At 65.8% G+C, this 22,633-nt stretch carries 22 protein-coding genes and 3 pseudogenes; 13 read left to right on the forward strand and 12 right to left on the reverse strand.

The features are described from left to right. Window positions 1–16 precede the first annotated feature (16 nt). The 4 genes and pseudogenes from ACWEQQ_RS04555 to ACWEQQ_RS04570 all read left to right on the forward strand — a co-directional run. Window positions 17–1,372, forward strand: coding sequence for an FMN-binding glutamate synthase family protein (locus ACWEQQ_RS04555; RefSeq protein ID WP_452347124.1), 1,356 nt, complete (start codon window positions 17–19; stop codon window positions 1,370–1,372). Then, window positions 1,372–2,553, forward strand: coding sequence for an NAD(P)/FAD-dependent oxidoreductase (locus ACWEQQ_RS04560; protein ID WP_452347125.1), 1,182 nt, complete (start codon window positions 1,372–1,374; stop codon window positions 2,551–2,553). The genes ACWEQQ_RS04555 and ACWEQQ_RS04560 overlap by 1 nt, the downstream gene beginning before the upstream one ends. Window positions 2,554–2,665: 112 nt before the next feature. Continuing rightward, window positions 2,666–3,880, forward strand: a complete 1,215-nt coding sequence (locus ACWEQQ_RS04565) for an allantoate amidohydrolase (RefSeq protein ID WP_452347126.1) — start codon at window positions 2,666–2,668, stop codon at window positions 3,878–3,880. 56 nt (window positions 3,881–3,936) lie between these two features. Then, a pseudogene (locus ACWEQQ_RS04570) lies at window positions 3,937–4,254 on the forward strand (MBL fold metallo-hydrolase); the annotation flags it as partial. 36 nt (window positions 4,255–4,290) lie between these two features. Here the strand turns inward: ACWEQQ_RS04570 and ACWEQQ_RS04575 are convergent. Both ACWEQQ_RS04575 and ACWEQQ_RS04580 read right to left on the reverse strand, forming a co-directional pair. Beyond that, a complete protein-coding gene (locus ACWEQQ_RS04575; RefSeq protein ID WP_452347127.1) occupies window positions 4,291–4,938 on the reverse strand; it encodes a helix-turn-helix domain-containing protein in 648 nt (215 codons plus the stop codon). A gap of 26 nt (window positions 4,939–4,964) precedes the next feature. Further along, a complete protein-coding gene (locus ACWEQQ_RS04580) occupies window positions 4,965–5,339 on the reverse strand; it encodes a hypothetical protein (RefSeq protein ID WP_452347418.1) in 375 nt (124 codons plus the stop codon). Between ACWEQQ_RS04580 and ACWEQQ_RS04585 the strand changes: the two genes are divergently transcribed. After that, complete coding sequence (locus ACWEQQ_RS04585; RefSeq protein ID WP_452347438.1) at window positions 5,244–5,507, forward strand: hypothetical protein; 264 nt, start codon at window positions 5,244–5,246, stop codon at window positions 5,505–5,507. The two genes, ACWEQQ_RS04580 and ACWEQQ_RS04585, sit on opposite strands and share 96 nt — an antisense overlap. An 18-nt stretch (window positions 5,508–5,525) precedes the next feature. Here the strand turns inward: ACWEQQ_RS04585 and ACWEQQ_RS04590 are convergent, their stop codons facing one another. Continuing rightward, complete coding sequence (locus tag ACWEQQ_RS04590; protein ID WP_452347128.1) at window positions 5,526–5,915, reverse strand: hypothetical protein; 390 nt, start codon at window positions 5,913–5,915, stop codon at window positions 5,526–5,528. A gap of 150 nt (window positions 5,916–6,065) precedes the next feature. Between ACWEQQ_RS04590 and ACWEQQ_RS04595 the strand changes: the two genes are divergently transcribed. Further along, a complete protein-coding gene (locus tag ACWEQQ_RS04595; protein WP_452347129.1) occupies window positions 6,066–6,743 on the forward strand; it encodes a M20/M25/M40 family metallo-hydrolase in 678 nt (225 codons plus the stop codon). Window positions 6,744–6,842: 99 nt separating this feature from the next. Here ACWEQQ_RS04595 and ACWEQQ_RS04600 read toward each other — a convergent pair whose 3' ends face one another. The 6 genes from ACWEQQ_RS04600 to pcaH all read right to left on the reverse strand — a co-directional run bounded on the left by ACWEQQ_RS04600 (window position 6,843) and on the right by pcaH (window position 12,865). Next, on the reverse strand, window positions 6,843–8,054 hold the full coding sequence (locus ACWEQQ_RS04600; protein ID WP_452347130.1) for an acetyl-CoA C-acetyltransferase: 1,212 nt from the start codon (window positions 8,052–8,054) through the stop codon (window positions 6,843–6,845). 27 nt (window positions 8,055–8,081) lie between these two features. Further along, the gene (locus ACWEQQ_RS04605) at window positions 8,082–8,861 is read right to left on the reverse strand and encodes an IclR family transcriptional regulator (RefSeq protein WP_452347131.1); all 780 of its coding nucleotides are present in this window, start codon (window positions 8,859–8,861) and stop codon (window positions 8,082–8,084) included. Beyond that, window positions 8,858–10,096 carry a bifunctional 3-oxoadipate enol-lactonase/4-carboxymuconolactone decarboxylase PcaDC gene (pcaDC, locus tag ACWEQQ_RS04610; protein ID WP_452347132.1) on the reverse strand — a complete coding sequence of 413 codons (1,239 nt, stop codon included), beginning with the start codon at window positions 10,094–10,096 and terminating at the stop codon, window positions 8,858–8,860. The genes ACWEQQ_RS04605 and pcaDC overlap by 4 nt, the downstream gene beginning before the upstream one ends. Window positions 10,097–10,197: 101 nt before the next feature. Further along, window positions 10,198–11,508 carry a 3-carboxy-cis,cis-muconate cycloisomerase gene (pcaB, locus tag ACWEQQ_RS04615; protein WP_452347133.1) on the reverse strand — a complete coding sequence of 437 codons (1,311 nt, stop codon included), beginning with the start codon at window positions 11,506–11,508 and terminating at the stop codon, window positions 10,198–10,200. A 9-nt stretch (window positions 11,509–11,517) separates the two neighbouring features. Continuing rightward, window positions 11,518–12,153 carry a protocatechuate 3,4-dioxygenase subunit alpha gene (gene pcaG, locus ACWEQQ_RS04620; protein WP_452347134.1) on the reverse strand — a complete coding sequence of 212 codons (636 nt, stop codon included), beginning with the start codon at window positions 12,151–12,153 and terminating at the stop codon, window positions 11,518–11,520. Then, window positions 12,146–12,865 (reverse strand): protocatechuate 3,4-dioxygenase subunit beta, encoded by a 720-nt coding sequence (pcaH, locus tag ACWEQQ_RS04625; RefSeq protein WP_452347419.1) that lies wholly within the window; start codon window positions 12,863–12,865, stop codon window positions 12,146–12,148. Before pcaH ends, pcaG begins: the two co-directional genes overlap by 8 nt. Window positions 12,866–13,018: 153 nt before the next feature. Here pcaH and ACWEQQ_RS04630 point away from each other — a divergent pair, with 153 nt between their 5' ends. Both ACWEQQ_RS04630 and ACWEQQ_RS04635 read left to right on the forward strand, forming a co-directional pair. Next, complete coding sequence (locus tag ACWEQQ_RS04630; protein ID WP_452347420.1) at window positions 13,019–13,765, forward strand: CoA transferase subunit A; 747 nt, start codon at window positions 13,019–13,021, stop codon at window positions 13,763–13,765. Next, window positions 13,762–14,433, forward strand: a complete 672-nt coding sequence (locus tag ACWEQQ_RS04635; protein WP_452347135.1) for a CoA transferase subunit B — start codon at window positions 13,762–13,764, stop codon at window positions 14,431–14,433. The genes ACWEQQ_RS04630 and ACWEQQ_RS04635 overlap by 4 nt, the downstream gene beginning before the upstream one ends. A 285-nt stretch (window positions 14,434–14,718) precedes the next feature. On the opposite strand, the pseudogene ACWEQQ_RS04640 reads toward ACWEQQ_RS04635, so the two are convergent. Beyond that, window positions 14,719–15,585 (reverse strand): annotated as a pseudogene (locus ACWEQQ_RS04640) (cytochrome P450); the annotation flags it as partial. Here ACWEQQ_RS04640 and ACWEQQ_RS04645 point away from each other — a divergent pair. Next, a pseudogene (locus ACWEQQ_RS04645) lies at window positions 15,531–15,708 on the forward strand (IS701 family transposase); the annotation flags it as partial. The pseudogenes ACWEQQ_RS04640 and ACWEQQ_RS04645 sit on opposite strands and share 55 nt — an antisense overlap. Window positions 15,709–16,354: 646 nt before the next feature. On the opposite strand, the gene ACWEQQ_RS04650 reads toward ACWEQQ_RS04645, so the two are convergent. Both ACWEQQ_RS04650 and ACWEQQ_RS04655 read right to left on the reverse strand, forming a co-directional pair. Next, window positions 16,355–17,137 (reverse strand): dioxygenase family protein, encoded by a 783-nt coding sequence (locus tag ACWEQQ_RS04650; RefSeq protein ID WP_452347136.1) that lies wholly within the window; start codon window positions 17,135–17,137, stop codon window positions 16,355–16,357. 231 nt (window positions 17,138–17,368) lie between these two features. Beyond that, the gene (locus ACWEQQ_RS04655; protein ID WP_452347137.1) at window positions 17,369–17,827 is read right to left on the reverse strand and encodes a hypothetical protein; all 459 of its coding nucleotides are present in this window, start codon (window positions 17,825–17,827) and stop codon (window positions 17,369–17,371) included. A gap of 440 nt (window positions 17,828–18,267) precedes the next feature. Between ACWEQQ_RS04655 and ACWEQQ_RS04660 the strand changes: the two genes are divergently transcribed. The 4 genes from ACWEQQ_RS04660 (at window position 18,268) to ACWEQQ_RS04675 (ending at window position 22,620) form a co-directional block, all read left to right on the forward strand. Next, the gene (locus ACWEQQ_RS04660) at window positions 18,268–18,822 is read left to right on the forward strand and encodes a nuclear transport factor 2 family protein (RefSeq protein ID WP_452347138.1); all 555 of its coding nucleotides are present in this window, start codon (window positions 18,268–18,270) and stop codon (window positions 18,820–18,822) included. 38 nt (window positions 18,823–18,860) lie between these two features. After that, window positions 18,861–20,342, forward strand: a complete 1,482-nt coding sequence (locus ACWEQQ_RS04665) for a CoA-acylating methylmalonate-semialdehyde dehydrogenase (RefSeq protein ID WP_452347139.1) — start codon at window positions 18,861–18,863, stop codon at window positions 20,340–20,342. An 80-nt stretch (window positions 20,343–20,422) separates the two neighbouring features. Continuing rightward, window positions 20,423–21,274, forward strand: a complete 852-nt coding sequence (locus ACWEQQ_RS04670; protein ID WP_452347140.1) for a fumarylacetoacetate hydrolase family protein — start codon at window positions 20,423–20,425, stop codon at window positions 21,272–21,274. Between the two features lie 98 nt (window positions 21,275–21,372). Then, window positions 21,373–22,620, forward strand: a complete 1,248-nt coding sequence (locus tag ACWEQQ_RS04675; protein WP_452347141.1) for an acyl-CoA dehydrogenase family protein — start codon at window positions 21,373–21,375, stop codon at window positions 22,618–22,620. Window positions 22,621–22,633 lie beyond the last annotated feature (13 nt).

The following is a 22,633-nucleotide window of genomic DNA, read 5'->3' on the forward strand; positions in this document are numbered from 1 at the left end:
AGCGACGGAGCACTTTATGACGTTCACACCCGAGGATCGCGCCCGACTGGGCCTGCGTGAGTCCGCCACCTTCGACCGCGCCACCATCGCCGCGATCCACCGCGCTGCCGAGACCGGCATCTATGACATCCGCGGCTGGGGCGCCAAGAAGCCCCTCCCGCACTTCGACGACCTGCTTTTCCTTGGCGCGTCGATGTCGCGCTACCCCCTGGAGGGCTACCGGGAGAAGTGCGGCACCGACGTGATTCTGGGCGCCCGCAACGCGAGGTTCCCGCTCCACCTCGACATCCCGGTGACGATCGCGGGCATGTCGTTCGGCGCCCTCTCGGGCCGCGCCAAGGAGGCCCTCGGGCGCGGTGCCTCCGAGACCGGCACGTCGACCACCACCGGCGACGGCGGCATGACCACCGAGGAGCGCGGCCACTCCAAGAACCTCGTCTACCAGTATCTGCCCAACCGCTACGGCATGAACCCCGACGACCTCCGCCGCGCGGACGCGATCGAGATCGTGCTCGGCCAGGGCGCCAAGCCCGGTGGCGGCGGCATGCTGCTGGGTCAGAAGGTCTCCGAGCGGGTCGCCGGCATGCGCGACCTGCCCGTCGGCATCGACCAGCGCTCGGCCTCCCGTCACCCCGACTGGACCGGCCCCGACGACCTCACCATCAAGATCAACGAGATCCGCGAGATCACCGACTGGGAGAAGCCGATCTACGTCAAGGTCGGCGCCTCGCGAACCTACTACGACGTGAAGCTCGCCGTCCACGCCGGCGCCGACGTCGTCGTAGTCGACGGCATGCAAGGCGGCACCGCGGCCACCCAGGAGGTCTTCATCGAGAACGTTGGAATCCCAACGCTCGCCGCCATCCCGCAGGCCGTCCAGGCCCTGCGGGAACTCGGCGTCCACAAGAAGCCCGACGGCGTCCAACTCATCGTCTCCGGAGGCATCCGCAACGGCGCCGATGTCGCCAAGTGCCTGGCACTAGGTGCCGACGCGGTCGCCATCGGTACCGCAGCCCTCATCGCGCTCGGGGACAACGACCCCAAACTCGAGGCCGAGTACGCCAAGCTGGGCTCGGCCGCCGGCTTCTACGACGACTTTCAGGACGGCCAGGATCCGGCCGGCATCACCACCCAACACCCCGAGCTGCAGAAGGCACTCGACCCGGTCGAGGGCGGCCGTCGGATCGCCAACTTCCTCCGTGTGCTGACCATGGAGACCCAGACCATCGCTCGCGCCTGCGGCAAGGCCCACGTCACCCACCTCGAGCCCGAGGACATGGTCGCGATCTCCATCGAGGCCGCCGCCATGGCTCGCATACCGCTGGCCGGCACCTCCTGGATCCCGGGCTGGAACAACGGAGGAACCCTTTGATGAGTGGACGCAAAGCAGTTGTCATCGGTGGCGGCCTCATCGGCCTGTCCATTGCACGTGCGCTCACCGAGCGAGGGCTCTGCGACGTAGTCGTACTGGAGCGCCACCTGCTCGGCGGCGGCGGCACCGGCAAGTCCAGCGGAATCGTCCGGGCGCACTACGGCGTCCCTTCGATCGCCGCCATGGCCTGGCGCAGCCTGCCGCTGTTCGAACAGCTCGGCGCCGAGGTCGGCTTCCGTCAGGTCGGCTACACCGTCATCGTGGGCGAGGAGAACGTCGAGCCCCTCGAGGCCAATGTCTTCATGCACCAGGGTCTCGGCATCGAAGTCGACCTCATCGACAGCGACCGGCTCCAGACGCTGTGGCCGAAGATGAACACCGAGGACGTCGCGCTCGCTGCGTACGAGCCGCGGGGTGGCTTCGCGGACGCGACACAGCTTGCCCTGCACTTCGGCCGACGGGCCCGCGACAAGGGCGCGAAGATCCGGCAGAGCACACCCGTCGCGGGCATCCTCACCGAGGGCGACAAGGTCACCGGCGTCACGCTCGAGAGCGGCGAGATCATCGAGGCCGACCTCGTCATCGTCGCCGCCGGCTGGTGGTCGGCGAAGCTCATGGCGGACCTGGGCATCGACTTCCCGATCGACGCCTACCGCTCCGAGCTGCTGATCGTCGACGCGGGCGAGCCGCTGCACGACCTGCCGGTCGTCTCCGACCTGGTCAGCCTCCAGTATTGCCGCATCGAGGGCTCCGGCCAGTTCCTGGTCGGTAACAGCGACCATGCTGATCATCAGAAGAAGTTCGTCGACCCCGACGACTACTCCAACATCGCCGGCGAGGCGAGCATCGAAAAGTACGCCGAGAAGCTCATGCACCGGTTCCCAGGCTTCCCCGACCCGTCGGTCACACACACCTACGCCGGGGTGTACGACGTCCCGCCGGACTGGAATCCCGTGATCGCGCCGGTGGGCGGTGTCGACGGCCTCGTCCTGTGCGCTGGCTTCGCCGGCCACGGTTTCAAGATCAGCCCGGCCGTCGGCGACCTCGTTGCCGATCTCGTCTTCGAGGGCGACAGCACCGACCCCGACATCCCGGCCTCGGACTTTCGCCTCGAGCGGTTTGCCGAGGGGAAGTTGCTGACCAGCCCGCACCGCTACGTTGGCGCGAGCGAGATGCGATGACGATGCTGCAGGACCCCGGCGAGTCCGTCCCCCGAAGGGCCCGCCGACGCAACGGTCGACCTCGGCGAGATGCCGGCCGACCTACAACTGCTCCCACACCCGAAGGACTCCTATGACCGCTCCCCGCAGTGACACCGTCTCCTCCCTCCTGGCCGAGATCGCGGACATCGGCCGCGACCCGGTCCGTGGCGGCTACAGCCGGCCGGTCTATAGCGCGGCTGAGCTGGGGCTGCGGGAGTGGTTCATCGGCGCGGCAGGTGCGCGCGGCCTCGACGTTGAGACCGACCGCAACGGCATCATCTGGGCCTGGCAGGGCAGCCCCGAGGCGGGTGCCGTCGTCACCGGGAGCCACCTGGACTCCGTCCCCGGTGGCGGTGCGTACGACGGCCCGCTCGGTGTGGCCTCCGCGCTGGTCGCCTTCGACATCCTCGCCGCCCGGAACGTACCGGGCCGCCGGGCGATCGCGGTCTTCCCGGAGGAAGAGGGGTCGCGCTTCGGGCTGGCCTGTCTCGGCTCGCTCCTGCTGACCGGCGCGATCCCACCCGAGCGCGCACTGGCGCTGAAGGACTCCGACGGCGTCACCTTCGCTGAGGCGGCACGCGCCCAGGGCCTACAACCCGACTATGTCGGCGCCGACCCGGAAACCCTCGCCCGCATCGATACCTTCGTCGAGCTCCACGTCGAGCAGGGCCGCGGACTCGTCGACTTGGGAGCCCCGGTCGGCGTGGCCACCTCGATCATCGGCCACGGCCGCTGGCGGCTGGTCTTCACCGGCGAGGGCAACCACGCCGGCACCACACTGATGGCCGACCGGCGCGACCCGATGGTGGCCGCTGCGCAGGCGGTCGTTGCTATCCAAGCGCTGGCCCGCTCCGTGCCGGACGCGCGCGCGACCGTCGGCCGGCTCGTGCCGATCCCCGGCGGCACCAACGTGATCGCCTCCCAGGTCCAGATCTGGCTCGACGTACGCCACCCGGACGACGCCGTCGCGCGCTACCTCGTCGAGGAAATCGGCACCCGGGTCGCCGCCGTCGCCCGTGCGGAGGGCTGCGAGGTAACTATGACCGAGGAGTCGTGGAGCCCAGCGGTCGACTTCGACCCCCGACTACGCGACGCGCTCTGCGGGGTGATCCAGGACGCACCGCAGCTCGGTACCGGTGCCGGCCACGACGCCGGCGTCCTGAAAGACCACGTCAGCACAGCGATGCTCTTCGTACGCAACCCCTCAGGCGTCTCGCACGCGCCCGCGGAGCACGTCGAGGATGGCGATGCGGAGGCGGGGGCGCTGGCCCTGGCGGACAGCCTGGAGATGCTGGCACGACGCTGAGCCAGGTCGACCACCACAGCGTTGGACAAGTCAGCCACCAACGGTGGCGGAATGGAAGCGACCTCTGTGACGGCCAATCCCTCACCGTGGCCGGTACGACTCTGCGGGTACTCCACACACCCGGCCACGCCCCGGGCGCCGTCTGCCTCTACGCCCCCGACCTGGGCTGTGTCTTCACCGGCGACACCCTCTTCCACGGCGGCCACGGCGCCACCGGCCGGTCGTACAGTCACCTCCCGACCTTGGAGGCATCAATCCGCGCGAAGCTCTTCACCCTGCCGGACGCCACCATCGTGCACACCGGCCACGGTGACGACACCACCATCGCCGACGAGCGTGCGCAGATGGCTGCCGAGGCAACGCGCGCAGGCTGATCAGAGGAACCCTCGGTGGGCCCGGCCAGAGTTGTCCTAGATACTCGAGTCCGGGAACGCGATGACCGAGAGAAACCGGATCGGAAGCTCGATCAGGTTGGTCGGGCCGTGAGCTCCTTCGCCGTCGAGCTGGAGCGAGTCGCCAGGGTGGAGCCTGTAGATCGAGCGGCTATGGCCGTAGTCCATGACACCCTCCATCATGTAGATGAATTCCGTTCCAGGGTGCTGGAAGAGCGGGTAGACCTCGCTCGCGCCGTTGAGGGTGACCATCAGGCATTCCAGCCGCTTGTGCTCGCCGCGGAGCGTGCCGAGCAGTTCGTACTCGTGTCCCACCTGGGTGCCATTGCGCACGATCGGAGTGCCCTGCCCTGCCTTGACGAAGGAGGCCGGCCGCTCGGTGTCAGCGCCGCGGAACAGGCTCGTCACCGGCACATCGAGCCCCTGCGCGAGGCGCGCGAGGGTGCCCAGACTGCAGGAAGTCTGGGCATTCTCGATCTTGGACAGCATCGCCTTGGAGATTCCTATTCTCTCGGCCATGTCGCCCACAGAAAGTCCCTGCTGCTGGCGTAGCTGCCGTACGTTCCGGGCGATCGCAGCCTCGAGCTCGAGGGTCTCGACACGCTCCTGTGGGTAGCGGCTCCACGCGGTGCCCGCGTTGCGAAGGAGCGCCTTGTCATCGGCCATGTAGGTAACTGTAGATGCTCAGTGTTTCACCTCAGTGACCATCGGTGAGCAGTTCGGGTTGATCGAGACGCGCTCGCATTGGCCCGTGGTGTTCGTTGAGGAGGTTCGCGGTGTGCTTGTAGCGGGGGTCGACGGTCAAGACGATCATCTTGTCCCCTCCCAGCCAGTCCTCGAGCCCGGTGCGTCCGACCCAGGAGTCCAGCGGCCCGAACGGTTCGAGGGGGAGGAAGTCCTCGTCGGCCACGCGGGTGTCCGAACGCGGATCCCCGGGGCCGAGGTTGCACGATGTCGGGGAGAACCCCGTTGTGGGCCATCACCGTCCGCTCGTCACCACCGATCGCGAAGGGATGACAGTTCTGGTTGGTGATGAAGCCGTGAGTGGCGAACCGGGAGTGGAACAGCGCTGGGGTTTCGGGAAATTGTGCCCGGACGGAAGCGAACTCGTCGACCATGGATGCGGCGTCGAGGCCGCGTCCGACAAGGATTCGGTCACCGGCGACGACGGCGTAACCATGTCCGTGAGGGTTGGCAGCCGCACCGTCGCGCAGGGCATCGAAGTTCGGGGGTGATGCCGGGCTTGAAGAAGGTCAGGATGCACACGAGAGGGCCTCCATTTCCGCCAGCAGGGGCTGATAGATCGGGTGTTGGCGCACCCAGGTGACGAACGCAGTCCACTCCCAGCCGCGCCGGCGGGCGACATCGGCGACGGTGAGATCACGGGTGTATTCCATCGACGCGGCCACGGAGGCTAGGGCGGCCTGGACCTGTTGTGGTTGAAGGGAACTGGCGAAGATGCGGACCTCGAAGGTTTGCTCGGGGCACACGTTGATGGCTTGATAGCGGCCGTAGCCGAAGCGGTTGCTTTTGACGAAGTTGACGATCTCGGCGCGGGCATCGGGGTCGAAGCTGGCCCAATCGTCGCTACGGCGCCGGGCCAGGCGGGTGGCGAAGGATTCGTTGCGGTACACGAACTTCATCCACCGATACACGTGCGCGGGTGAGGCGAACCCGTCCCTGGACACTTGGACATGGATACCGACCTGGTTGTCGGTATAGGCTCCGTGAATACGAAGCTCCCGCAACACATTCCACGGAAACCCCTCGACCGCCCACGCGGAGCTCATCGGATGGGTGACCAGTTCGAGTCCGGCGCCGTAGCCGATGGATCCGTCCTCTTTTCAGATAGCCCATCCCGGCAACTCGATCCGATCGACAGTCCGCTGGCACTTGCGTCGTCGATATGGCCGCACGGGCGCTGGGCGTTCTGTTTCACCGGCGAGGCCAACCATGCCGGCGCGACCCGATGTTGGCTTTCGTATCCACTGTTCATAGCTCGCACAAGCGCAGAAAAACTTGGTGCGGTAGCGACATTCGGGAAAGTGCTCGTCGCACCGAACGGGACCAATGCCATCCCTTCAGAGGTCAACGCATGGCTCGATGCGCGCGCCGCGAACGAAGAAACCCTCGAAGCGTTGGTTGCCGAGATCAAAGACCTGGCACACCGGCATGCCGTCCGCGACGGTGTTTCCTTGCAGGCCGTTACCGAATCACGCTCTCCCATAGTCGAATTCCCGTATGAGACGCGGGAGCGACTGCGCGCGGAGCTCGCGCACCTGGGCAATATTCCGGTGCTGCCCACTGCTGCGGGCCATGACGCGGGAGTCCTGTCAGAACAGGTCTCGACCGCGGTGCTCTTCGTTCGCAACCCAACCGGGATATCGCACTCAGCGCCCGAATACGCCGAACCGGACGATTGTCGGCGCGGCGCGGTCGCGTTGGCCGACGTGATGGCGGCCTGGGTGTAAAAGCTGGGCAATTTTCGGGCCGATAGCCCGGGTTCGTTGTGGCCGGGATCCAAGCCTGAACTCCTCAGTAGGTTTCCGGCGGATCCCGGCCGAGGCGATCTATCCGATGCGTTCGAACACAGCAGCCAAGCCTTGGCCGCCGCCGATGCACATCGTTTCCAGCCCGTAGCGTCCTTCTCGTCTGTTGAGTTCGCGTAATAGCGTTGCGAGGATGCGGGCACCTGTCGCGCCGACCGGATGTCCTAGCGATATCCCGGATCCGTTGGGGTTCAGCCGTTGATCGTCGGGTTCGAGTTTCCAGGTGCGCAGGACCGCCAGAGTCTGGGCGGCGAAAGCTTCGTTGAGTTCGATGACGTCGATGTCGTCGAGCGTGAGATTCAGTCGGGCGAGAGCTTTTTCGGTTGCGGGTACCGGGCCGATGCCCATGGTGCGTGGCGGGACCCCGGCCACCGCCCATGACGCGAGGCGCGCCAGGGGGCGTAGGCCCAAGGCGCGAGCTCTATCGGAGGTGGTGACGATGCACAGCGCGGCCCCGTCATTTTGGCCGCTGGCATTGCCTGCGGTGACGGTGGAGCCCGGGTCGATGCTTGCGCGGATCGGTCGAAGCCGCGCCAGCGACTCCATGCTGGTTTCCGCACGAGGGTGTTCGTCGGACTCGATCACCACCGGTCCCGATCTCCGCTGCGGCACCGCGACCCCCACGATCTCGTCTGCGAATCGGCCGGAGAATTGTGCCTCTACGGCGCGCTGATGTGATTGCACCGCGAGTGCATCCTGATCGGCGCGACTGATCGAGAACTCGGCGCGCAGGTTCTCGGCCGTCTCGATCATGCCACCGGCGACCGGAAAGTTCTTCCCGCCCGCATTGACCCTCGCGCGGTCCAAGCGGTCTGAAAGAGCGACGCCGTCTGCCTTGATTCCCCACCGTATTCCGGACGCGTAGAACTCGGCCTGACTCATCGATTCCACACCGCCGGCGAGGACCAGCTCATTGCCGCCGGTCGCCACCTGCATGCAGGCCTGGATGATCGCCTGCAGCCCGGATCCGCACCGCCGATCCACCTGCAGCCCGGGCACGCCCACGCCGAGACCGGCATCCAGTGCGGCGACACGCCCGATGGCCGGTGCCTCCCCGTTTGGAGAGGCTTGCCCAAGTATGACGTCGTCTACGTGGCTGCCGTCAATTCCGGTGCGGTTCAACAATTCCGCTATCACTGTCGCAGCGAGTGATTCCGGCGCAATGTCTTTGAATACTCCGCCGAACCGGCCCACCGGGGTGCGCAGCGGTTCGCAGATGACAGCATCGGGCATAGCGATTCCTTTGGAGCTGGTGGTGATTCAGGTTGGGGACTGAACTCGGGTGAGGTCGTGATGGATGGCATCGGCAGTTGCGATCAATGGAGGTATCAAGTCCTTGCGGACCGCTGCGGGCGTGTAGCGAGCGGCGTGCGTGGAGATGTTCACGGCAGCGATCACAGTGCCTGTGTGGTCACGGATGGGCGCGGCCATCGACCGTAGCCCTTCCTCGAGCTCCCGGTCGACGACGCAGTAGCCGTCGGAGCGCACTTTCGCGACTTCCTCGCGCAGCTGGTCGGCGGTGATGATGGTGCGGCCGGTGAGTGGGGTGAGCGTGACTTTGGCCAGATACTCCTCGAATGCGGTCTCGGGCAGTCCGGCCAACAGCACCCTGCCCATCGAGGTGGCGAAGGCAGGGAACCGCGTGCCGATATTGATCGAGACGGTCATGATCCGGCTGACCGGAACGCGGGCTACATACACGACGTGCTCGTCGTCGAGAATTGATATCGATGTCGACTCGTGCACCTGCTCGGCCAGCGATTCCAGGTGTGGCCCGGCTAATTCCGGCAAGCTCAGGCTGGATAGGTAGCTGTAGCCGAGTTCGAGTACCCGCGGGGTCAGCCAAAAGAGTGAGCCATCGGTGCGCACGTACCCGAGCTCAACCAATGTCAGCAGGAACCGCCGGGCGGTCGCTCTGGTCAGGTCGGTGGCCTTTGCTACATCACTGAGGGTACGGCGCGGATGTTCGCTGTCGAAGGACCTGATGACAGCCAGGCCGCGGCCGAGCGATTGCACATAGTCCGTCGATGGTTCGGTCATTGTGGGTGCGGTTCCTCCTCGTCGGTGAACTCGGAGGGACCGACGCCCTCCGCGAGCGCCGCGTTGCCGAGTCCGAATGCGAGGTTACTGTTCGGCACGCCCGCGTAGATCGCGGTGTGCAGGAACACTTCGGCGAGTTCCTCGGCAGCCACCCCGGCGCGCAATGCCGCCCTGATATGCATATCCAGTTCGTGGGTGTTGCCGAGCGCGGTGAGGACCGCCATGGTCAGGAGCCGGCGGGTGTGATGGTCGAGTTGGGGTCGGCTCCACACATCGCCCCACGCGGTGCGGGTGATGAAGTCCTGAAAAGGTGCGGTGAACTCGGTGGTGCCGCCGATGGCGCGATCCACGTGTGCGTCACCGAGCACCGACCGGCGCACGTGCATTCCCGCATCGAAGGCCGACGCGCGATCGCCGGCCGAGACACGCTGTCCTGCCATCGCGCTAAGCGCGCCAGAACCGGGCGAGGAAGTCGCGATGTGCGCGGCGATCAATGCTGAGACCCGTCCGGCCTGCTCGATATTCGCCACGTGCGCCGCCGGGTCCAGTTCGTGCAGGGTCGACTTCGCTATTCCGTCGGCAAGAGATCGAAGATCGGTCACGGTGGTGGCAGGATCCTGAGTGCCGGCGAGGACGAGTGTGGGTGCGGCGATACGGTCCAGGTCCGCTTGCCCATCCCACTGCGAAATCGCCTCGCAACACGCGGCATAGCCCTCGTCGTCGGTGGCCGCGACCATAGCCCGACACCGTGCGATCAACGAGGGATCCCGTTCGGCGAGACCGAGAGTGAACCAGCGGGCCACAACCGTGTCGGAGATGGATGCGGTGCCGTCGGCACGGACCGTGGCGGCCCGGTCCAGCCATATCGATGGCGTGCCGAATTTCGCGGCAGTGCACATCAAAGTCAGTGTTCGCACCCGTTCCGGCGCGTGTGCGGCGATCCACTGTGCCACCGCGCCTCCGAGGGACAGACCGACCAGATGCACCTCGGTCCGATCAAGCCGGTCGAGCAGCGTCAATACGTCACCGGCCAGTTCGCCTATGGTGTAAGGGCCTGGCGGCGTGGGAGATTCACCATGGCCACGCAGATCCACCGCGATGACCTCGTGCGTCGCGGACAATGCACTTATCTGCGGTGCCCACAGCGAGCGGCTCGACCCGAGTGACCCGAGCAGAACCACGGGGGGCACGGCTGCTCCCTGGCCGGCAATCTGATACGCCAAATCGATGCTCACGACCGCACCGTCCCGGTCTCGCTGTTGCCCATATGCCGGAAACTGCTCACTCTGTGACGACGAACAGTGGTGCTGAGGCAGAGGTAACTCAAAGCTGGTCCTTAGTCGGTTCGGTCGGCCAACACCCGGTCTACGAAGTCGCGGGCATGGCCGAGATAGCCTGCGGGGTCGAGCAATTCGCGAACCTCCTCCGGGTCGAGATATTCGTTGATGCCAGGATCGGTGGTTAAGTCCGGCGTGTCGCTGGTGGCCGCGGCGGTGACGACGGCGCGCGCGGCGTCGGTATGGGTGGCAAGCGCTGTAGTGACTCGCTCGGCGAGCAGTACCCCGCCGGTGAGCGCCAGGTTGCGCGCCATGGCATGGGGGTGCGCCTGGAGGCCGGACATGCTCTCTACCAAGCGATTCGCGGCGCCCCCGGTGACGCGGAGCAGCTCGGTGCAGGACTCCCATTCGGCGTGCCAGCCGCCGGCTGCGCGGTGGAGTTCGTGGTCCATCGAGCTGAGGACCGTCGCGACCAGACCAGGCGCTCGCCGTGTGGCAGCACGAGCAGTGATCGCAGCGACGGCATTTCGCTTATGGGGCATGGCCGAGGATCCGCCGGGTAGCGCCTCGGTGACCTCACCGATTTCGGTGGCCGCCAGCGCGATGATGTCGGTGGCGATTTTGCCCACCGCGCCTGCCGTGACGCCCAACATGGCGGCCAGCTCACCTATGCGCACTCGATTCGTGTGCCAGGGGATTCCCTGCGGAGCCAGGCCGAGCTCCGCGGCGAGTGCATCGGCGACCGCGAGCCCTTGGGGGTGCAGCGCGGCGAGAGTACCTGCGGCTCCGCCGAATTGCACCGGTAGGTCGACCAGCACTTCGGCGAGTCCGCTCGCGGCACGGTCGAGGGCCGCGCACCAGCTTGCCGCGAGGGCGCCGAAGGTCGTGGGTAGTGCTTGCTGACCGAGGGTGCGAGCGGCCATCGGAGTGTCGCGGTGCACGTGGGCCAGAGCGGCGGCCGCATCGGCGGCGGCCTTCACATCGAGGACGATCAAGGCGCCGGCGCGTTGTGCGAGCAGCATCAGCGCGCTGTCGAGAATGTCCTGACTCGTCGCGCCCTTGTGCACGGCGTCCGCTGGTACTTCCGCCGCCACGCACGCTGCGCGTAGGTGTCCCACCAAGGGGATCACCGGGTTTCCGTCCGCGACGGCTTCGCGCCCGAGTTGCTCTGGGCCAATTGTCTCGGCGAGCATCTTCGCGACCGTGTCGATGGCCTGGGCGTGACGTGGCTCGATGACGCCCACCGCTGCCTCGGCACGGGCCAACGCGGCCTCCACCTCGAGCAGGGCGGAGATCCATGCGCGGTCTGATGTAGCCGCACCGACTGCCGTGGCTCCGAATAGGGGATCGAACAGCTCTCCACGCGACACGCGCTGCTCCTAAAGGTAAAAGAACGGCGTCTCCGCACCGTCCGGGTCGTCATCCTGGACGACGACGTCGAGGTGGTAGCCGTTGTCGGTCGCGATGGCGATCAGTTTGGGCCGCTGGGATTCCGGCAGTGAGGACAGCACCGGATCGAAAGAGTTCGCGGCCCCTTCGTCGGGGAAGTAGAGCCGGGTGATCAGCCGGTTCAACATGCCGCGGGCGAAGATGGAGATATTCAGGTGTGGAGCTTCGTTTTCGCCGTCCGGGGTCGGATTGGGGCCGGGTTTGATTGTCGTGAACCGAGTCGTCCCGGTGGTGTCCGCGGCGCAGCGTCCGAAGCCGCGGAATAGCGGATTCGACTGCGCGCGTGGATCATCCGGGTGGCCAAAGATGCCGTTCGTGTCTGCCTGCCAGGTCTCGACCAGCGCGTCCGCGATCGGTTCGCGGTGGCCGTCCAATACAGTGACAGTGATCGTGATCGCGCTTTCCGTGCCCGGTGAGACCACATCTGGTCCGTCCGGCCAAGACAGTGCAATGTGCAGGTACGGGCCCACGGTTTGGGATGGAGTCGGTCCGAACTCGACGGTGTCGGTCTCAGCAGGAGCCACGTGGTAACGCGGTGCGAATAGCGGTGTAGCGGTATCAGTCATCATGGTCGTCCTTCTCGAACGGGGTCGCGTCGTGCCCGCATAGCACGATGTCGAATCGGAACCCGAGTGCCCAGTTGTCAGTGGTCGCCTCGTAGTCGAACACGCTGACCATCCGCTGCCTGGCGCCATCGGGCACCGAGTTGCAGATCGGATCCTGGAAGAACATGGGGTCGTTCGGGAAGTACATCTGGGTCACCAGCCGCTGCGTGAATGCAGTGCCGAACAGCGAGAAGTGGATATGAGCAGGCCGCCACGCATTGTGGTGGTTGCCCCACGGGTACGCGCCAGGCTTGATTGTCGTGAACGAGTAGTAGCCCTGCGTATCGGTGACCGTGCGGCCTGCGCCGTTGAAATGAGGGTCCAGTGGGGCCGGCCACCGATCGCCTTGATGCCGGTAGCGCCCGCCGGCGTTGGCCTGCCAGATCTCGATCAAGGCATTCGGCACCGGCTTGCGATCGGTGTCCAGCACCTGTCCGTGCACGATGATCCGTTGCCCTTGCGCCTCACCACCATTGGCCACCGTCAGGTCTGCGTCCGCCTGGGTGACACGTTCCTCGCCGAACACCGGACCGGTCAGCTCGGTGAGCCGCTGAGGCAGCAGGTGCAGTGACTGCTTGGGGTGGCGCCTCGTCGTGGACCGGTAGTCCGTGAAATCGAGTGGAGCTTCTTCGCCCTCGTCGATGCCGCGGTATCGCGGCGGTAGGTGGAGCATGTCCAGGACCTTACGTTCGTTATTCGGACACATCGTCAATATGTGAACACGGTAGCTCGCGCCTGGTGATGCAGGCAACGGTTGGAGGCCCAAAAGTTCGGTATACGAATTGTTGTTCACATTGCGCACGAGATTGGTTACGGTGGGATCGTGATCGACAAAGTCTTTTCCTCGGCCTCTGAGGCGGTCGCCGACATCCCCGACGGTGCCTCGCTCGCGGTAGGCGGATTCGGGCTCGTCGGGGTTCCCGAAGTGCTCATCAACGCCTTGCTCGCGCAGGGCGCCACAGACCTCGAGACTGTCAGCAATAACTGCGGCACTTCGGGTTTCGGGCTCGGTGTGCTGCTGGCAGAGCACCGTATCCGGCGTACCATCAGCTCCTACGTGGGCTCCAACGATGAGTTCGAACGTCAGTATCTGTCCGGTGAGCTGGAAGTCGAGCTGACCCCGCAGGGCACACTCGCGGAGCGGATGCGAGCCGGTGGCGCCGGCATCCCGGCATTCTTCACCCCGGCCGGTGTCGGCACTCAGGTTGCGGATGGCGGCCTGCCGCTGCGATACGACGGTGCCGGGGGTGTCGCGGTTGCCAGCCCGCCGAAGCAGACCTGCGAGTTCGATGGCGTGACCTATGTGATGGAACGCGGCATCGTCACCGACTACGCTCTGGTGCACGCATGGAAGGGCGATCGCCACGGAAACCTCGTGTACCGCAGCAGCGCCCGCAATTTCAACCCGCCCGCCGCCACCGCTGGCCGGATCACCATAGCTCAGGTCGAACACCTGGTAGAGCCGGGCGACATCGACCCGGATCATGTGCATACCCCAGGGATCCACGTGCAGCGCGTCGTGCATGTCGGCAAGGTCCGAGTCGGAATCGAGAACAGGACGGTGCGGGCATGAGGCTGACTCGCGAACAGCTGGCGGCTCGAGTCGCCGCGGAACTCGAAGACGGACAGTACGTCAATCTCGGCATCGGCATGCCGACACTGGTGCCCAACTTCCTGGCCCCCGACACCTCGGTGGTGTTGCATTCGGAAAATGGTGTGCTCGGTGTCGGTCCCTACCCGACCGAAGATGAGCTCGACCCCGAATTGATCAATGCGGGCAAGGAGACAGTCACCGCGTTGCCGGGCGCGGCGTTCTTCGACTCGGCGCAGTCGTTCGGAATGATTCGCGGCGGACAGGTCGATGTCGCGGTTCTGGGCGCCATGCAGGTCGCCGCCAACGGCGATCTGGCCAACTGGATGATCCCCGGCCAGATGGTGAAGGGTATGGGCGGTGCGATGGATCTGGTGCACGGCGCGCGCCGGGTGATCGTGATGATGGAGCATGTTTCGCGTCGAGGTGAACCGAAAATCGTTGAGCGATGCACGCTTCCGCTCACCGGTCGTGAGTGTGTGCAGCGCATCATCACCGATATGGCGGTACTCGACGTCACCGAGAAGGGACTGATTCTGGTGGAAACCGCGCCGGGAATCAGCATCGATGAGGTGCGCACGGGAACGGCCGCGGACTTGATCCTGACCGATGCCCTGCTTCCTATTGCGGCCGGTGGGGTCCAGGAGTGATCGGGTGAGGACGATGTTGCGATCTTTGGTGTGGTTCGTTCGTGCCAAGTCCGCGACACGGACGCTCTTCTGCCTGTTTTGCGGTCGTGACCTGTTTTTGGCCGTGGCCGAAGGGTCTCGGTACTGCTCGGACGATTGTGCCGATTCGTACGCCGCGTGCCTCACGTCGTATGCGTGGTACCGCAGTTGACGGTACATACCGGCACGACACAACTGCGTGGCGACGAGGAAGTTTCCTCGACGCCACGTCGATTGGCGTGTGCCCACACACGGCATGAGACGAACTCAGCCGTGTGAGCCGGCGCGCGCCATCCGGACGGGAAGCTCGGCCCAGGACCGCAACGTGTTGTTCAGTCGGACGCGTGCGGTGCCGGTGAGTTCGATGTTCTCGACACGATTCACGAGCGCCGTGAGCAACGCCTCGGCCTCCAATCGGGCCACGTGCTGGCCAATGCATTGATGGATGCCCATTCCGAAACCGACGTGCCCAGACGGATCCCGGGACAGATCGAAGCGGTCGGGATCGCGCCAGCGCCGCGGATCCCGGTTGGCCGCTCCCAGGAACATCAGGATCTTGTGATCCTTCGGGACGAGAGTTGTGCCGAGGTCGACATCGGCGGTCGCGGTGCGGAAGAAGGTTTGCACCGGCGATTGCCAGCGCACGGCCTCGTCGAATGCCGTACGCGCCAGGGCCGGTGCCGCTCGCAGTCGTTGCCATTGATCGAGATTGGTGGCGAAAGCGTATATTACGGCCGCGATTCCATTGACGGTCGTGTCCACACCGGCGGTGAGCAATGAGCGGACCAGCAGCGGAGCCTGCCGCTGTGTGATGTCGCAGTGGTCGGCGGCGGCATAGATCTTCGCGCCGAACCCATTGTCGCCGAGGCTGTCTCGAGTGCATTGCGAGTTCACCCACGCCGACGAGTGCTCGCCGATCCCGGCCTCGCCGTCCACGACCAGCTCGTTGTGTGGACCGAACGCATTGAACGCGAAACTGCCGTAGGGAAGGAGATGTTCGCGGTCTTCCCTGGGCAGTCCGACCGCGTCTGGAAAGACCCGCAGAGGGAATTCGGCAGCCAGGCGACGCACCGCGTCGAACTCGGACTCCTCGCGCAAAACCTCGTCGACGAGTTCCCTCGCGGCGGTCAGCCATTGAACGTTTCCAAGCCGCCAAGGACCGGTGCGGCCTGGATCATTTCCAGGTCCGGAAATGGCACCCCTGGTATCGGCACATCACCCTCGCCATGCTCGCCCCACGCCTTCCTCGCCACCACCGACCCAAAGCCCACGCGGGCCGAGCCCGATCACAGTCGCCGACATCCGCCGTCTCCTGGCGATAGTGCTCGACCCCGCCCGCGCACCAGTCCACGGCTTCGCCGCCGCACACTGGTGCAGAGGCCATCAAGCCCGCTCCTGAACCTCAGACATCAACGAAAACGATTACACCGCAACGAAATAACTCTCGTGCTAGGGGAAATGATGTTGCTCGCCTTTGCTCGTCCCGGCGGACATGTCAACTTCAACTGACGTAGTGCAAAGTCGGTATCGGATGTCTGATCCTGTTGGCCTCAGATTCGGCATGGATGTCGTTCGGCATGGATGTCGTATCGGTTCGCTGCCGCGGCCCCGAGCAGATAGCTCGATCAGTCCATCGCCGACGCAGCCTCCGCCACGTCCTCGCAGTCGCGGATGCTGTTCCTGTTCAGCGTGGTGACTCCGTTCGTGCTCGCGGAAGTCGGCCTGGTGCTCGTGATCGTCGGTGTGGTGCGTCATCGTTCGCTGGTGCTCTCACATTTCGCGGTCGTGACCGCACAAGACTCGCGTGCCGGGAGCGACGGATCCAGTCGGAACTCCTGCGCAGGGCGGCCGGTCACCACGGGTGCGTGCCCGGCCGCAACGGCGGTCTACAGTGATCGGAAGGTCAGCTCAGCTGGAACGAGCGTTTCGACAGACCCATCCAGAACCCGTCGATCACCTGATCGGGCACGTCGTCGATGCGGGTGGATGCGCCGAGCGTGACGAATAGCGGGGCGAGATGTTCGACGGTGGGGTGCGCGAACGGCATTCCGGGTGCCTTGCGCCGAAAGTCGACGAGCGCGTCGATGTTGCGTGTCGCGAGCATCTCTGAGGCCCACGCGTCGAAGTCCACCGACCATCCAGGTGGGGTGGCGTCGGGGACGAACTCGCGCAGAAACGGCAGCCCGTGGGTGGTGAACCCGGAGCCGATGATCAGCACGCCCTCGTCGCGCAGGGGACGGAGACGTTGACCGAGTGCGATGAGCCGAGCCGGGTCGAGGGTCGGCAGCGAGATCTGTAGGACGGGAATATCCGCCTTGGGGTACATCACAGTCAGCGGCACGTACGCACCGTGGTCGAGGCCTCGGCCTGGGTTGTGCGCGACGGGTTCGTTGTCGGGCATCAGGGCGGCGACGGTGCGGGCGAGATCAGGTGCCCCGGGCGTGGGGTAGGTAACGTCGTAGAAACGCTGAGGGAAGCCACCGAAATCGTAGGTCAGCGGTGTTCCCGTCAGGGTCGAGCCGATGGTCAGCGGTGCACATTCCCAGTGCGCGGAGACGACGAGGATCGCCTGGGGGAGTGGCAGTGTCGTCGACCAGGCCTGCAGTTCACGTACCCATCGGGTGTCGTCGACGAGTGGGGGCGCACCGTGGCTGAGGAAGACAGCGGGCATGGTCGGTTCGGTCATCGAACTGTGCTCCTGAGTGGTTGGGATATCGGGGTCTGGGAAAGGGCGTCAGTAGGCGAGCCGGGCGTGCTGGTATGCGCTGTGGAGCTGATCGAAGGGCGCGATGCTAGTGACCATGGCGTTCCCGATTCCCAGCCCCGGTGTGAGCCCGGCGGCGATGAATTGGGCAGGCGCGGTGGACGCATGGCCGGCGACGGCGTTCCGTCCGTGCCCGGCCGGTGACTATCCGATCTACCGTCCCCAACGACGGCGTGGACGGTGCGAACCCGAGCGCGCTGCAAGGCCGAGGCTGCGGCGGCGATCTGTTCGGGCGACGTGTACAGGTCGTCGAGGTCGACGACCTGTGGTGCTCCCGGGGTGCACGGCCGACGCGGCTCCGAGAAGGGTGCTGGCGTAGACGTCATCCGGGGTGAATGCCCGCCGTAAGGTGTGCCTGCGCTCCTGGCACGAGGGCCAGGTCGCATCCGACACCGAGTTGCTCAGCACCGTTTCCCACGTGAGCCGGTGCAGGTCGATCAGGCCCGGGATGACCGCCCGCGCGCCGGAGTCGCAGATGTGATCGACCGCAGGGTCGATCGGCTCGCGGACCTCGGTGATGGTGTAGTCCTCGATGAGGATGTCCGCCTCGGGAATATTGTTGGCGCGCTCGGCCGTGGGATTCAGGTATCCCCCACGGATAAGTACCTTCATCTCCGGCCCCTTCCGCCGAACACGAGCACTCCGGTGGTGAGTGGTTCGGATTTACCCATTCTCGTGCTGGTCGAGCCCAGCGATCTTGCGCCTGGAGCCCTAAGCGAGGGGTGCGCGTTGGGTCCGCTCTCGCACGCACCACGATTCGCCCCGCGGCGGTCGTGGCCACTGGGCCTTTGCCGGCGCAACCTGCGTACTGGGAATGCGTGCCGACCGACGGATGTGCGGTCGATGCCCGTACGCAGCGGGGATGGGCGGCGAACGCAATCGAGTGGGTGAACTTTGGTACACACACCCAAGCGCTCTGTGTCATGACTCACACAGGATCTAGGTCAAACGCCAGGACGCATCAGGCAACGGACCACAACTGGCGGTTCCCTCGGGCGAGATGGACGTGCCCGTCGGGGACGACGTTGCCCTCACCTCGAAAGGTTGACCCCATGACCCAGGCACACACGTTGGTGGACGCTGCGATCGCGGACACCCGCCCGAACTCCGACCTTACCCGTGAGGAGATCATCGCGCGGAACCTCGAGGTGGTGCAAGCACACTTCCACAACGAGAACCCCGACGACGTGGACAAGGCGATCGCCCTCTATACCGAGGACATCGTGTGGGAAGCCCCCTCGCGTGGCATGGTCTACACCGACCCCGCCGAGGTCCGCTCGGCGTACATGGACATCTTCAAAACCCTGGTCTACGACAAGACTATTGCGTTGCGCCGGTTCGCCACCGAGGACTTCGTGATGGACGACCAGATCGCCCACGTCACGGTTGTGGGGGACAAGATGCCGAACCTGCCGTACCCGATCGGGACGAAGATGAGCGTGCGCCTCGTGCACTGCTTCCAGATGCGGGACGGCAAGATCGCCCGCGAAATCGCCTACGAGATGTGGCGCGAAATCGACTCCGCCGAGGACAACGACTCCATCCCGGACGACGCGATCGTCGAAATCTTCGACGGTGTCGTCGGCAAGCACGCCCCAACCGCCTGACGCCCCGAGTCGACACCATCGCGAGAGAAGCCTTCCAAATGACTACCATTCCCCACTGGATCGACGGCAAACCGCACGTCTCGGCCGGCGACCAGCTTCCCGTACTCGACCCGGCCACCGGCCAGACCCTGGCCTCGGTCGCCCTCGCCGACGACGACACGGTCAAGCAGGTCGTCGCCTCCGCCGCCGCCGCGCTGCCGGCGTGGCGTGATCTGCCGGCGTCGCGGCGCGCGCAGGTGCTCTACGCGTTCCGGGACCTGATCCGCAAGAACCAGGACGAGCTCGCGGAGCTGATCACCGCCCAGCACGGCAAGACCCTCGACGACGCCCGCGGCGAAGTCGCCCGTGGTCTCGACAGCGTCGAACTCGCGTGCGGCGTACCAGGTTTGCTCAAGGGCGAGGTTTCCGAGCAGACCGGACGCGGCATCGACACCTTCTCCACCCTGCACCCGCTCGGGGTGGTCCTGGGCATCACCCCGTTCAACTTCCCGGTGATGATCCCGCTGATGATGGCCGCCATCGCCATCGCTGCGGGCAACACCTTCATCCTCAAGCCCAGCGAGCAGGACCCCGGCCCGGCGATCCGGCTCGCCGAACTGGCCAAGGAAGCCGGACTGCCCGACGGGGTGCTCTCCGTGATCCACGGCCAGCAGCAGGTCGTCGAGGCGCTGATCGACCACCCCGAGGTCGCGGGTGTCTCGTTCGTCGGCTCGACCCCGATCGCGCACAGCATCTACAAGCGCGCCGCGAACGCCGGCAAGCGGGTGCAGGCCTTCGGCGGAGCCAAGAATCACCTCGTCGTAATGCCCGACGCCCCCATCGAGGCGGCCGCCGACGCCATCTCCTCGGCGGGGTTCGGAGCCGCCGGACAGCGCTGCATGGCGATCTCGGTGGCCGTCGCAGTCGGCGGGGTCGGCGACGACCTGGTCGCTGCATTGTCCGAGCGGGCGAAAGCGGTTGTGGTCGGACCGGGCAACGACCCCAAGTCCGAAATCGGTCCGGTAGTCTCCGCCGCCGCGCAGCAGCGCATCCAGGGGATCGTCGCCGCAGCGAAACAGGCCGGCGCGAACGTGATCGTGGACCGCTCCGCCGAGGTCGTGCCCGGGTTCGAGAACGGCTTCTACGTCGGACCCACCCTCGTCGACCGCGTCGATCCGACCGCCGAGATCTACCGGGCCGAGGTCTTTGGACCGGTCGTGGTGGTGGTCCGCGTCGACACCCTCGACGACGCCCTCAAGCTGATCCACGATCACGAATACGGCAACGGGGCATCGATTTTCACTACCTCCGGTGGTGCGGCCCGCAAATTCCAACGCGAAGCCTCGGCAGGCATGGTCGGCGTCAACGTCCCCATCCCGGTCCCGGTCGCTCCCTATGCGGTGGCCGGGTGGAAGAACTCCGTGTTTGGTGACACCGGCCTGAACAACGCCGCCTGGCGCTTCTACACCCAACCGAAGTACGTCACCTCTCGGTGGGACGAAACCGTCACCGGTGTCGACTTCGGCTTCCGCCCCAACTGACACCACGTCAGCGCACCCGAATCACCAGATAGACCCGAACTACCAGACCCATCAACCAATCTGGTTATAGGAGAACACTCATGCGTTTGATCGGATACCTCGTCGGTAGCACCCGCCACATCGGTGCGGTCGACGGCGACAAGGTGACCCCGCTCGGCACCACCGCCGACTTCTACCGCAACCCGCGGGCGGCCCTGCACGCCGACCGCACCGGTGACGTGCTCGCCCTCGCCGACCTGCAGCAGGCACCGCCGGTGCCGGAGACGTCCCGGATCTTCTGCGTCGGCATCAACTACATCTCGCACGCCGACGAGTCGAAGTCCGTCGCCGGCCTCGATCTGCCGAAGTTCCCGATGATCTTCGGCCGCTGGGGATCGACCCTGGTGGTCGATGGCACGCAGGTGCCGGTCCCCCCAACCGAGAAGGGCCTGGACTGGGAGGTCGAACTCGCCGCCGTCATCGGTGAGACGGTGTGGGCAGCCGAGGAGGACTCCGCACTGCAGCATGTGCTCGGGTACACCGCGTTCAACGACCTCAGCGCCCGCCGCAAGCAGATCGAAACCCCGCAGTTCACCCTCGGCAAGAACGCCGACCGCTCCGGTCCGATCGGCCCCTCGATCGTCACCACCGACGAGCTGCCCGACCCGAGCGGGTTGCGGGTGCAGACCCGGGTCAACGGGGAAATGGTGCAGGACGGCAACACCGCCGACCTGATCCACTCGGTCGGCAAGATCATCGCCTACATCACCGACACCGTCACCCTCCAACCGGGCGACGTCATCGCCACCGGCACCCCCGGTGGGGTCGGTGTCGGCATGAATCCGCAGCGGTTCCTCACTCCCGGTGATGTGGTCGAGGTCGAGGTCGAGAAGATCGGTGTGCTGCGCAATCCGATTATCAGCCGCGACCAGTTCGGGTCTGACCCCAGATGAGCTTCGTCCCACGGATCCGAGGCGGTGGGTCCAACTGATCCGTGGGGCGATACTCCCTTCCCACCCGCCAGCCAACGACCACCACCACGGAAGAGACGATGACCATCGCCAACGAGACCACCGCCACGCAGGCCCCGGCGCGCCAGTCCGATCGGCTGTACCACGACCTGTTGTCGAGCCCGGAGACCACCGACATCCGTGCCCGTGCCCGCCGGTTCGCGGCCGAGTTCGTCGCCCCGGCCGCGGTCCGGATCGCCGCCGGTGACGAGGTCGACGACGGTTTCCCCTTCGACGTGTTCGGCGCCATGGCCACCCAGAAGATCTTCGAGGTCCCGTTCCCCGCGGACGTGCACGGAACCGGGCTGACCCGGCCGGCGTCGGCGACCGCCGCCGTGGTCGAGGAGCTCGCCTACTACTCCAACAGCGTTGCCGCGATCTTCGACGTACACTGCATCCTCGCCGGCAACGCTCTCAACCAAGGTTCGGCCGACCAGCGGCAGCGGTGGCTTACACCGCTGGTGCGCGGGGAGATCATCGGTGCCTTTGCCACCAGCGAACCTGGGGCCTCCAGTGATCTATCCCCGCAGGCCGTGCAGACTGTGGCCACCAAGACCGCCACCGGCTGGCGTTTGGACGGCCGTAAACGGTGGATCACCAACTCCCCGGTCGCCGACGTCATCGTCATCCTGGCCCGCACCGAGCAGACGCTGTCGTTGTTCATCGTTCCGACCACCACTGCAGGGGTCACGATCGGCCGACCCGACCGCAAGCTCGGCAATAAGGGACAACTCACCGCCGACGTCATCCTCAACGGCGTAGAACTCGGCGACGACGCTGTCCTCGGCCAGGTCGGCGGGGGATTGAAAATCGCCTTGTCCACCCTGACCTACGGGCGCATCGGGATCGCCGCCGCGGGCGTCGGGATGGCGCAGGCCGCCTTCGACCACATGACCGACCGCCTCGCCACGCGGGAAGCGTTCGGCGCCAAACTCGGCGCGATGCAGCACTGGCAGTTCCGGATGGCCGAGCACGCCCTCGCCCTCGAAGCCGCCCGCTCGCTGTACGTCAAGGCCGCGATCCGCCTCGACGACGGCAACCCTTTCCCCGAACCCGAGGCGGCGATGGCCAAGCTCGCTGGCACCGAACTGTCGGTGACCATCGCGCGCGATGCCGTCCAACTCTTCGGCGGACTCGGATTCACCCGCGAACTCGGCGCCGACGGCACCCCCGGCCCCGTCGAGGCGATCTACCGCGACAGCAAGATCGGCGAAATCTACGAGGGCGCCAACGAAATCCAGAAGTGGATCATCGCCCGCCAACTACTCGGCCGCGACATCACCGGCTGACCCGTAGTGCAAG

It is taken from the genome of Nocardia sp. NPDC004123, assembly GCF_053603795.1.